A 12456-nucleotide genomic window follows, 5' to 3' on the forward strand; every position below is an offset into this window, starting at 1 on the left:
TAAGGCTTGATTTGGACCGCTGCTTTTTTGCTGCTGAATCTACGAATTGAACTTCAATAGAATGATAGGGACGCCAAGGGTGATGGTGCACTACAACCGACGGGAGGTGAAGGTCAGGACATCTTGCCGAAAAGAATTTCGAACTACACTTTGAATCTAGGAGGTAGAAATTCAATGATCTTCACGAAAAAAGCTTCACGCAAAACCTTTGCAATTGCGATGATCGCCGCGCTTGTTCTGACACTCTTTTCCACCCTGGGCGGCAGTCCCAAAACAGCCAACGCCGCACAGGATTACAAACTGGTTGGTTATTACGCTTCATGGGCCGCTTACGGGCGTGCTTACAATGTAACTGATATCGATCCCACCAAAATGAATGTCATTAACTACGCTTTTGCGGATATTTGTTGGAATGGCATCCATGGCAATCCCGACCCCACCGGACCTAATCCGGTGACCTGGTCTTGCCAGAATGAGCAAGGCCAAGCCATCAGCGTTCCGAACGGTACGATTGTTCTTGGTGACCCGTGGATTGACACTGGAAAAAGCTTCGGGGATGACAAATGGGATGATCCCATCAAAGGTAACCTGAAGCAGCTATGGAAGCTGAAGGAAAAGAACCCGAACCTGAAGACCCTAATCTCCGTTGGGGGCTGGACCTGGTCGAACCGTTTCTCGGATGTAGCTGCGACAGCTGCGACCCGTGAGGTTTTTGCCAATTCCGCGGTTGATTTTATTCGAAAATACAAGATGGACGGCGTGGATCTCGACTGGGAATATCCAGTAAGTGGTGGACTCGCAGGCAATAGCTACCGTCCTGAAGATAAAGAAAACTATGTACTGCTGCTGCAAAAAGTTCGCGAAAAGCTGAATACAGCCGGCGCGGCGGATGGAAAAACCTATCTGCTGACCATTGCTTCCGGGGCAGGACCAACGTATATCAACAATAATAATCTGGCCGGCATTGCTTCCGTTGTCGACTGGATCAATATTATGACCTATGACTTTAATGGGAGCTGGAACACCACCACCGGACATAATGCTCCGTTGTACTATGATCCCGCAGCTTCCACTTCGGGCTTAACCGAACCGCAAAATTTTAACATTGATAAAGCGGTAACCTCCTATCTTGCGAATGGTGTACCTGCGAACAAGCTTGTACTTGGCATGGCTTTTTACGGTCGTGGTTGGGGCGGAGCTCCTGCTTCAGGAAACGGCCAATATCAGGTGTCCGCTGGCATCTCACCAACGGGTACATGGGAAAAAGGCAGCTATGATTTCTATGATCTCGAAGCCAATTATATCAACAAAAACGGTTATACCCGCTATTGGAATGATACATCCAAAGTGCCTTATCTCTATAATCCAACAAATCAAACCTTTATCAGCTATGACGACGTAGAATCCTTTGGCCACAAGATCAGCTACCTGAAGTCCAAAGGTCTTGCAGGTGCTATGTTCTGGGAAACAAGTGGTGACCGGAACAAAACACTAACCAATAAACTAAACGCCGATCTTGGTGGCGGAGTGGTGCAGCCGACACCGACACCATCCACATCACCAACACCTACACCAACTGCAACCGCTACACCTACTGCAACTCCAACTGCAACACCAACACCAACGCCAACTGCAACCGTGACGCCAACCCCAACGCCTACACCGGGACAATGTTCGGCAGCGACCTGGGGTGCAACAACCGTATACACTGGCGGACAGCGTGTCTCCTACAATGGCTCAGTCTATGAAGCCAAATGGTGGACGCAAGGGGATCGTCCTGATCTTAGCGGAACTGATGGGGTCTGGAAATTCATCAGCGTATGCGGAACAGCGACACCAACACCAACTGCAACTGTGGCCCCAACTTTAACACCTACGGTAGCACCAACGCCTACCGCAACCGTTGCACCTACGCCTACTTTAGCGCCAACGCCAACTGCAACCGTTGCACCTACACAAACTCCTTTACCTACCGCTACGCCTACTTCGGAAGGGTCTAGCTGGGGAACAGGCGTTGCGTACAAAACAGGTGATGTCGTCGCTTATAACGGAAAAACATATACCTGCTTGCAGCCCCACACTTCACTTCAGGGCTGGGAGCCAGCCACCACACCTGCGCTATGGAAGCTCAATTAAAGACTTGCAGGAAGCATCGTTCCTGAAATAACATTATCCCCCTTTGGAGGTATATTAAATATGATTGCAAAAGCACGTGCTAAGCGCAAAATATCCATAAGTTACCTTGCTGCGCTAATGAGCCTAATCGTTCTGGTTCCACTTTACACCGGGACAGGTGCATCCTTACCAGTGGCCCATGCCGCGGAAACAACACCTTCCGCTCCCGCTCCAGCAGCTGATCACCCTCGTAAAATCGTTGCTTACTTCCCAGAGTGGGGCGATCAGGAGAACAAAGGATTTTACACCGTAGACAAGATTCCGTGGGATAAAATTACCCATATTAACTACGCCTTCGCCAAGGTAAATCCTCAAACGAACAAGATTGATCTCATGGACCGTACAGCTGCAATCGAAAAAGACTATCCCGGTCAGCTGACCACCCTGCCTTTTAAGGGGCATTTTAACCAACTGGTTAAGTACAAACAGCTCTATCCTGATGTCCGCACCCTGATTTCTGTTGGCGGCTGGTCGGGTTCCGGAGGGTTCTTCAACATGGCGAATTCAGAAGCCGGGCGAGAAGCTTTTGCCAATAGTGTTGTGGATTTTCTGCGTACCTATCAGTTCAACGGAGTAGACATCGATTGGGAGTACCCTTCTGGCACTGGGCAGTCCGGTAATCCTAACGATTTTGCCGTGGCAGAACCGCTGCGTACCGTAAATTACAACAACTATGTTCTTCTTATGAAAAAACTTCGCGAAAAGCTCGATCTGGCAGGTTCACAAGACAATCAGAAATATGACCTGACCATTGCGGCCACCGCCTCTTCCTGGATTCTTGGGGGCATGAAGCTTGGGGAAGCCAATCAGTATTTAGACTGGGCGAACCTTATGACCTATGATTTCCATGGGGCTTGGAATGGATATGTTGGGCCGCATTCTGCACTGTACCCGGATTCCCGCGATACTGAAACTGCTGCGCTGGGTACTCCGGTTCTGAATACCGACTGGGCGGTCCGATACTATCTTGGAACGCTTCCTCCGGAAAAAATCGTGATCGGAGTTCCTTATTATTCACGAGGCTGGAAAAATGTGAATGGAGGCATCAACAATACCGGCCTTTACGGCACAGCTCCGACAACCGGTGGGGGAGCAGATGGCCAATACGGGATCTGGAATGATCCCGCACCAGAGCAGCCTGCTGGTGCAAATCCGATCTGGCATGTGCTAAATCTGCTCAAAGATCCAGCGAATAAGCGTTACTTCGATCCTGTTACCAAAACACCGTACTTATTCAATGCAGACAAGAAGATTTTTCTTACGTATGAAGATAAGGAATCTCTTGGCTACAAGCTGGATTACATCAAGCAAAAAGGCTTGGGAGGTATGATGTTCTGGGAACTAACGGGCGATTACTCTGAGCAGAGCGATGGCACTTATACGTATGGCAATTCTCTGACCGATTTTGCCTATGATCAGCTGAAGACAGCCTCGCCGCCGGGCGGAGCTCCTAAGCCGCAGTTGCCTGAACCTAAAAACTTCAACCTCAGCTTCAGCGGCGCCTATGATCATCCGAACTATACCTATTCATTAAAAATAACGAACAATACCGGCACCGATATTTCCGGTGGCTGGAAGCTGGAGTTCGACCTGCCAACAACTACAACCCTAACCTCGGCATGGGGAGCCGGTAGCGTTGAGCAAATCTCCACGGCCTGGGATTTCAACCGCTACCGTATTACAGGTACAGCTACTCAAACTATTGCGAATGGAGCTTCACTTGAAATTCCGGGTATGATGAAGCTGAACTTTTCAGGCGGTCCACAGCGAATCACCCTGAACGGAAACTCGTCCCAACAGGAATACGATAAACTGTACGGAGGCATTACACCTACGCCAACACCGTCTGCATCACCGACACCGACACCGACACCGACGACTACACCAACAGCAACACCAACGGCAACACCAACGGCAACACCTACAACAACACCGACTCCGACGGCAACCGTGACGCCAACGCCAACTGTAGCGCCAACACCTACTCCTACGCCGGGACAATGTTCGGCAGCGACCTGGAATGCGGCAACCGCATATACTGGCGGACAACGCGTTTCCTACAGCGGCTCACTCTATGAAGCCAAGTGGTGGACACAGGGAGACCGTCCCGATCTTAGCGGACCGGACGGTGTCTGGAAATACATCAGCGTGTGTGGAACAGCAACGTCAACACCAACGGCAACTGTAGCTCCAACAGTAACACCGACTTCGACACCTACGGTGGCACCGACGCCTACTGCAACCGTTACTCCAGCGCCTACGGTGGCACCAACGCCCACCGCAACCGTAACACCCACGCAAACTCCATTACCGACTGCTACACCTACTTCGGGAGGGTCTAGCTGGGTAACAGGAGTTGCCTATAAAGTAGGTGATGTCGTCGCCTACAGTGGAAAAACGTATTCCTGCTTGCAGCCTCACACTTCACTTCAGGGGTGGGAGCCAGCTTCCACCCCTGCTCTTTGGAAGCTGATATAATCCGGTACTTTCCTTGATTCCAACAAGGAGAACATCCCATTATTAGTGCAGAGGCATTCTCATCCTTTGGGGCTTACGTTACGGACCCAGTTGACGTTATTTACAAATTTCAAGCCTTTGGAGCTGTGTATCGGACTCCAGTGCTGCTATTCCCTATAAAATGCTTCTTTCGGGGTGTTTTTCGTGCCCATAGCGACTTTGGGGTCCGTTCGAATCTCAAATATCGGATAAAGCTGCGTTTAAGGTCAGCTGTGTCCGGGTAGCCGCTTCATACGGTTGAATGTGCTAGAATCGAACGAAGTTTGATGCTTTGTTTAAGGGGAAGGAATAAAAAACGGGGGTGCCCAGCAGCCATTTTGCGGCTTTTGGACACCCCCACTTTTATATAAAAATCTATTCCTGCGATAGGCCGCCTTCGGCTGCCAGTTTTTTCTCCAGCTTTGCCGTCAGCAGTCGCAGTGCAGTTCCTCGATGGCTAATCTGCTGCTTCTCTTCCAGCGTAAGCTCGGCCATAGTTTTTTCATGTTCAGACAGATAAAATAGCGGGTCGTAACCGAAACCGCCAGCACCTGATGGTTCTGAAGTAATCCAACCTTCGACCGCACCTTCTGCGGTTAGCTCCTGCTTGGAAACTGGATCGTACAGCGATAAAGTACAGACGAACCTAGCCGTGCTCAACAAAGGCTGATCTGTGTCTTCCCCCTGTTTCAATCTCTCTAGCTCGCTAAGCAGCTTCAGGTTATTTTCCCCATCCGTAGCGTCTTCACCGGCAAAACGTGCAGAGTACACACCCGGTCTGCCATCCAAAGCATCTACACAAAGACCCGAATCATCAGCGAGTACCGGAATTCCAAGTGCATCACCTACGGCTTTGGATTTTTTAAACGCATTCTCTGCAAAAGTAGCCCCGTCTTCCACCACATCGGGCAGATGCGGATAGTCATACATACTCTTAACTGTCAGGCCCAGCGGGGCAAAAGCGTGCTCGAATTCGCGCACCTTCCCCTTATTCTTCGTTGCGACAATGAGAATATTGCCCTTGGAATTCATGTTACACCTCTTGGCCCGGCTGGCCGGAAGGGATTTTCAGAGCAATCGCTCCGAGCGCTTCTTTTTGCGCCGCAATCAGTTCATAAATTCCCTTCTCACCTAGACCTAATAATAGGTCCAGCTCTTGACGCGAGAATGGTCTTTCTTCGCCAGTCCCTTGTACCTCAACAAAAGCACCGCCGCCGGTCATGACTACATTCATATCCACTTTGGCTTTAGAATCCTCTTCATAATTCAGATCGAGCAATGTTTTATCTCCTACAACACCTACACTAATTGCTCCCAAAAAGTCTGTTATAGGAAAAACAGCCAGCTTGTGCTGTAGTGCAATTTTATTAATAGCAAATGCCATGGCAACAAAAGCGCCTGTTATCGAAGCCGTCCGAGTTCCCCCATCCGCCTGAATCACATCACAATCCAGCGTAATACTGCGTTCACCTAACGCTTGTAAATTCACCACGGAGCGAAGCGCACGGCCGATCAGCCGCTGGATCTCCATTGTACGTCCGGTAAGTTTACCGCGTGCAGCTTCACGTTGATTACGGGACTGGGTGGCCCGAGGAAGCATCGAATATTCGGCAGTTACCCAGCCTTTTCCTTGTCCTTTAAGAAACGGAGGCACTTTTTCCTCTACAGTAGCCGTACAAATAACTTTGGTGTCTCCCATCTCAATGATCACGGAGCCCTCAGCATATTTATTCGTTTGGGTCGTTATTGTCAGCGGCCGTAATTGGTCGTCAGTTCGCCCGTTTGATCTCATCTTTTCTGCCTCCTACATCGTATAGCTAATAGTTTAGTGTGAGTCCCGTTTCCCTGTTGTTCATTGCGGCAGTTCACCGTTCGGGACGTTACGTCTTTTTGAGCAACTTTTATTCTACCAAAGAGGAGGCACAAAAGCATCTTTTAAACCTTAGAAGGTCATTCTATAACGGGAGCTCGTTCAAAAATTCAGGTGCAGAAACAGGTTTGCTATAATCCACATTGTCAGTGTCAGTAATCGATTGTTTGCCGTTCAAACGAATTTGAACCAGAGCATCTTCCGTATTTTGCGCAACAGTCAGAACAACCGATTCCAGCAATTCGGCAGGAACTTCCTTCCCATCTGCGAACATATCGTCAGTCAAGGATACAGTAACAACACCGTTTTGTCCGGCTTCAACCGAATCAAGTGATGTGCCCTGTGTCATAACCATTTCCAGACCGTCTCCGGATTCAGGTCCCGCAATCAGTTCATTGATAGCAGCAGTCAGCTGCTCTTGCCCTGCGGGTACAAAGCGCGTAACCGGAACATAATATTGGATACCGTCAGGAGATGTTGTGGAAAAATAAACAGTAACCGCACTAGAGTTCATCAAAGATGGACCTTGTTTTGGCAGGTTAATGCCCATTGTGCGGGACAGCGGGCGATCCAGCGGAGTGCCTTGAAGCGGCATTTCCGTAAGCTTTTTACCATCTACCCAGAACTGCACACCTTTAATGTCATCTTGACCGGTAAGTGTCCAAGTGATCGCTTCAAGGATTTTGCGTTCATCCGCAGCATCATAGTTGTTAAATTCCGAATTGAACTCAACAACTGCCAAATTCGACTTGTCTACCGTAATGCTTTGCACCTCAGTTCCAGCTGGTAGAATGCCTTGGAAACCTTCTGGCAATGAGGACGCATATTCTCCCTTATTCACTAATGCCATTAAAGAGTTCTTGAGCGTGCTGGAATCTTTGCTTTTTGGCAGATTTAACGACACTGGAGCGAGTAAGCCGTTTCCATCTTCCAAATATACGGTCGTCCGGTCACCGGAAACCGTTGCTTTATCCGTTGCTTTAGCGGTTTTGGTGCTGTCCTTCACAACTGCTTGTGCATCATCCTGAGCCACTGGACCAAATACACCTGAATCCAAAGTATTATTTCCCTCTGTCTGTAACATCTGCGCTTCAACCTCAGGTGGCGGAGCATCAATCGATGCTGATTCCGAACCGAACAAGCCACAACCGGACAGTGCCAGTGGAACTGCGAGTAGGCAGACTGCGGAAATCCCGCGGATTTGTTGCATTGTTTTCATCATTTATTACCCCTTTCAAGGTTAGATAGCATTTGTACTGCTATGTATACGAGACCTTTGTCCAAAAAATAACAACTGCTTATCCTAAATTGTTGGAAAAGCCTGTGCGCTTTATTTTCAGGTTAGGTTGGATCTAGATTTTAATTCACATAGACTCCGTTTTCTGGACAAATACTTTTTCTAAACGTACAATCTGAGATAACACCAGCGCTTAACATCATGCTAACGAACGTTGTAATGCAAAGACTTAACTTACGAGGTGACTAATCATGGCTGATGAACCAATCGCAAAAATACCTTACAGTCTGAACAGCAAGGCAGTCGCAGATGCGACCAAAATGTGGTTGAATAAGCGTGGAGTAAACCTGCAGGAAATCGCAGAGCTCGTTATGTTTCTGCAAAAAAAATATTATCCAAACTTAACGATGGAAGAATGTGTCCATAACGTTGAGATGGTACTCAGCAAACGAGAAGTGCAAAATGCGGTACTTACGGGCATTCAATTGGACATGCTCGCGGAGGAGGGGAAGTTGTTTCCACCGCTTCAGGATATGATCGAAAATGATGAGGGATTATACGGAGTGGATGAGATTCTGGCTTTCTCCATCGTAAATGTATATGGCAGCATTGGCTTCACCAACTATGGTTATGTGGACAAGCTTAAGCCAGGCGTTCTTGAACGGTTGAACGACAAAAACACCGGGCAGATCCACACCTTCCTCGACGATATCGTCGGCGCGGTAGCCGCTGCAGCTAGTAGCCGAATCGCACACCGTAAGCAAGCGGAGCGTGAGATAGACCTCGAACTTCCGCATTCACCTGAGGATCGCGAAGAAGCTGCAAGGAAACTTGCAGAACATGAAAAACAACCGGAGTAACCGGTGTTTTGGGTACACTCTGAGAATTAAAAAGCGATTGTTTCGTAACCCTTGCGGGTTATGAGACAATCGCTTTTTTTAAGGTTGGGTTGGGACAGTTTTAGGGAAAAACTCCCTAAAAAATACCGAAAATCGTTCAAAACCTAAGTTATTAGGGAATTCTTCCCTAATAACTCTACGAAAACCTTAATTTATAGCTACATTCGTAGATTATTAGGGAGAAATTCCCTAATATCCGCTCTACACCCCCACAAACCTCGAAAAACAGGGAGAAATTCCCCAATTAGTCAATACCAACACTTAGCTACTCGGCAAGATGTGTTTCTACCCACGAATAGCGGCATCTGAGTCCGAATGATCTGTGTGAAGCATGAGTAAAGTAATCAAATATGAATCCGAATGCTCAGCGTAACGCATGAGTAAAGTAATCAACTGGTAGTTGGTAATGCGATCGGACTCAGGTGACCCTATACTCACATATCCCCTTTGATTTGGACACTTTCGGACTCCAGAGTCGCTATTCACTCAAAAATGACCAATAACTACCCTCTGCACTAGCAATAACGCCTCTCCGGTCCGATACTCACCTCAAAAGTCTCAAAATCCACGAATAAGCTGCATCTGAGTCCGAATGATCTGTGTAACGCATGAGTAAGTAATCAAATCTGAACCCGAATGATCAGCATGATGCATGAGAAAAGTAATCAAATGGTAGTTTGGTAATGCGGTCGGACTCAGGTGACCCTATACTCACATATCCTCTTTGATTTGGACACTTTCGGACTCCAGAGTCGCTATTCACTCAAAAATGACCAATAACTACCCATTACTCTAGCAATAACGCCTCTCCGGTCCGATACTCACCTCAAAAGTCTCAAAATCCACGAATAGCGGCATCTGAGTCCGAATGACCAGTGTGACGCATGAGAAAAGTAATCAAATGTTAGTTTGGTAATGCGATCGGACTCAGGTGACACTATACTCACATATCCCCATTGATTTGGACACTTTCGGTCTCCAGAGTCGCTATTCACTCAAAAATGACCAATAACAACCCTCTGCACTAGCAATAACGCCTCTCCGGTCCGATACTCACCTCAAAAGTACCAAAACCCACGAATAGCGGCTTCTGAGTCCGAATGATCTGTGTGACGCATGAGTAAAATTATCAAATCTGAGCCCGAATGATCAGCATGACGCATGAGTAAAGTAATCAAATGTTAGTTTGGAAATGCGTTCGGACTCAGGTGACGCTATTTCCATAAAACACCCTTGTTTTAGTGACTTTCGGTCTCCAGAGTCGCTATTGACTCAAAAATGACCAATAACAACCCTCTGCACTAGCAATAACGCCTCTCCGGTCCGATACTAACCTCAAAGTCCCAAAATCCACGAATAGCGGCATCTGAGTCCGAATGATCAGCATGACGCATGAGAAAAGTAATCAAATGTTAGTTGGGTAATGCGATCGGACTCAGGTGACACTATTTCCATAAAACACCCTTGTTTTAGTGACTTTCGGACTCCAGAGTCACTATTCACTCAAAAATGACCAATAAGAACCCATTACTCTAGCAATAACGCCTCTCCGGTCCGATACTCACCTCAAAAGTCCCAAAACCCACGAATAGCGGCGTCTGAGCCCGAATGACCTGCATAACGCATGAGTAAAGTAATCAAATGTTAGTCCAAATGATCAGCGTGACGCATGAGTATGTAATCAAAGGTTAGTTGGGTATTCGATCGGACTAAGGAGCTCAATATTCATATAAATAGCACCGAATTATACTCTCTACCTAGTCACTAAAACCAAAACCCAAAAAAGAGCAGTCCCAATAACACAGGACTGCTCTATACCTCTACTAGATCATAACCTTCACATCTCAATTCATTTCATCATTCATCATCATCGCTCATCATTCATTTCATCACTCTTCGATCGCGCTAGAAACTCTAACTAACATGGTCACCAGCACTTTCAGATGCTGCAAACAATATAGCACCGTCCGCCTCTATCATCACTGCCCGCTCCCGGCGCATCAACTCCGCTAGATGCGCCAGTGTCTCACTCATCGCAAAGCGCATCTGGTGAACGGTGGTTACCCGGCTGCGAAAAAGAATTTCGCAGACGGCGAAGCCGCTCAGCGGGCCGTTTGCGAGCAAGGCTGCCGTGGTATCCAGCCGCTCCTCATGATGAGCGAGCAGGCTGCTGACCCGATGCGCGAAGCCCGTGAACGGTTCCCGATGACCCGGGAACGCCATGCTGACCGGGTAGCTCCCCAGCTCCCGCAGCCCCTGAAGAAACGTCTGCAGCGGCTGTGGATCGCTGCCTGGAAGCAGGCTGACATTGGGCGAAATCTGCGGCAGCACAGCATCGCCGCAGATCATTTGCCCGCTGCCCGCATGATAGAAACTCACATGTCCCGGTGCATGTCCGCCAGTTACAATCAATTTCCATTCACGGCCACCCATCCCGAAAGGCTCTACCTTATTCAGATAAGTTACAACCGGCTGTGGCTCCACTTGCGCGTCAAAGCTCTCCAAATGCGCTTTAATTCCACTCGACCATTCCTCCGACATTCCGTGTCTGATGAAATATAACGGCAAAACTTCATTGATATCCGTGTTACCGCCCCACATCAACATCGCTTCGGCATGAGCACGTTCAGTCATCCATACTTTACATCCGGTCTGCGACTGCAACCATCCCGCCAATCCATAATGATCGGGATGATGATGCGTTACGACGATATCCCGCACGTCCTTCCACGACAATCCCAGCTCCTGCAGGATCGCCTGCCAGCATTTTTCTGTCTCCGGGCTACGCGGACCCGGATCGATAATAGTAATTCTGCCATCCTCATCGGGAAGAATATAGCTGTTCACTTGACGAAGCGGCGAGTCCATGGGTACCGAGACCTGAAGAATGTTCTCGTCCCATGAAGTGATATCCGCCTTAGACATGGTGCGATCACCGCCTTTGAATCTTTTTCCTGATACCATTACGATCGAATTCCACTAAAAATCATCCGCGTGGAGCTTTCTGCATTATAAACCTCATCTTCATAGCTGCCATGCACAGCTTCGAGCTGTAAACCCGCTTCCTCGATCATTCCGCTGAATTTCTCCAATGAATACAGCTTCACACGTTCATGATATTGACGAGATGTAGAATCATTTTTAGAGGTTAAAATGATGTCCTTCTTCACATACCCATCCTCGATCCGCCGCGACTCATCAATCAGATTCTTTCCATCCTCGCGGGTAGAATGCGGCACCAGATGACGAATCACATACGCAGGGTTCAGATAATCAATAACAAACTTGCCACCCGGCTTCAACATCCGATAGATTTCACGCAAAACCTTTACCTGCTCCTCATCCTCTTCAAAATAACCAAAGGAAGTGAACAGATTAACCACAGCATCGAAACCTCCTATTAACGGTAGGTCCCGCATGTCAGAACGCAGCCAAGTTACCTGCTCCGCTCCTTTTTGAGATCTTGCCTCACGCAGCAATACCTCTGATAAATCTACTCCAGTTACCTCGTACCCTGCTTCCGCAAGCGCCAGTGAATGACGTCCCATCCCACAACATAAATCCAGCACTTTGGAGCCTGGCGGTAGTCCCAGCCACGAGATCATTCGTTCAACTTCTTTACGAGCTCCACCAAAGTCTCGATGTTTGTATACGACCAGATAATCCTCTCCGAAGCTCTTTTCATACCATTCAGTCATGTTGTCTCTCCTCCCACAGGCGTCTTCCTGTAACTCCACTCTATGTATGTTAATGTATCGCCATTGTACAGTCTTTTACTC

8 protein-coding genes are annotated in these 12456 nt (G+C 48.1%); 3 read left to right on the forward strand and 5 right to left on the reverse strand.

Translation table 11 applies throughout. The features are described from left to right. Positions 1 to 174 precede the first annotated feature (174 nt). Both MHI15_RS08265 and MHI15_RS08270 read left to right on the forward strand, forming a co-directional pair. The gene (locus MHI15_RS08265) at positions 175 to 2136 is read left to right on the forward strand and encodes a glycosyl hydrolase family 18 protein (protein WP_341164319.1); all 1962 of its coding nucleotides are present in this window, start codon (positions 175 to 177) and stop codon (positions 2134 to 2136) included. Positions 2137 to 2196: 60 nt separating this feature from the next. Further along, positions 2197 to 4653, forward strand: a complete 2457-nt coding sequence (locus MHI15_RS08270; RefSeq protein WP_341164320.1) for a glycosyl hydrolase family 18 protein — start codon at positions 2197 to 2199, stop codon at positions 4651 to 4653. Positions 4654 to 5046: 393 nt separating this feature from the next. On the opposite strand, the gene MHI15_RS08275 is transcribed toward MHI15_RS08270, so the two are convergent. From MHI15_RS08275 to MHI15_RS08285, 3 genes are all read right to left on the reverse strand, one after another. Then, the gene (locus tag MHI15_RS08275; protein WP_076220464.1) at positions 5047 to 5703 is read right to left on the reverse strand and encodes an XTP/dITP diphosphatase; all 657 of its coding nucleotides are present in this window, start codon (positions 5701 to 5703) and stop codon (positions 5047 to 5049) included. A 1-nt stretch (position 5704) separates the two neighbouring features. Then, positions 5705 to 6463, reverse strand: a complete 759-nt coding sequence (gene rph, locus MHI15_RS08280) for a ribonuclease PH (RefSeq protein ID WP_036686952.1) — start codon at positions 6461 to 6463, stop codon at positions 5705 to 5707. Positions 6464 to 6626: 163 nt separating this feature from the next. After that, on the reverse strand, positions 6627 to 7760 hold the full coding sequence (locus tag MHI15_RS08285) for a GerMN domain-containing protein (RefSeq protein ID WP_179088341.1): 1134 nt from the start codon (positions 7758 to 7760) through the stop codon (positions 6627 to 6629). A gap of 269 nt (positions 7761 to 8029) precedes the next feature. On the opposite strand from MHI15_RS08285, the gene MHI15_RS08290 reads away from it, so the two are divergent. Then, the gene (locus MHI15_RS08290) at positions 8030 to 8638 is read left to right on the forward strand and encodes a phosphatidylglycerophosphatase A family protein (protein WP_076129198.1); all 609 of its coding nucleotides are present in this window, start codon (positions 8030 to 8032) and stop codon (positions 8636 to 8638) included. Between the two features lie 1953 nt (positions 8639 to 10591). Here the strand turns inward: MHI15_RS08290 and MHI15_RS08295 are convergent. Together MHI15_RS08295 and MHI15_RS08300 are read right to left on the reverse strand one after the other, a co-directional pair. Beyond that, positions 10592 to 11602 carry an MBL fold metallo-hydrolase gene (locus MHI15_RS08295; RefSeq protein ID WP_341164321.1) on the reverse strand — a complete coding sequence of 337 codons (1011 nt, stop codon included), beginning with the start codon at positions 11600 to 11602 and terminating at the stop codon, positions 10592 to 10594. 38 nt (positions 11603 to 11640) lie between these two features. Continuing rightward, a complete protein-coding gene (locus tag MHI15_RS08300) occupies positions 11641 to 12375 on the reverse strand; it encodes a class I SAM-dependent methyltransferase (protein WP_076279956.1) in 735 nt (244 codons plus the stop codon). Between the last annotated feature and the right edge of the window lie 81 nt (positions 12376 to 12456).

It is taken from the genome of Paenibacillus sp. FSL H7-0918, assembly GCF_038007025.1.
GTDB classification, from domain to species: domain Bacteria; phylum Bacillota; class Bacilli; order Paenibacillales; family Paenibacillaceae; genus Paenibacillus_AQ; species Paenibacillus_AQ odorifer.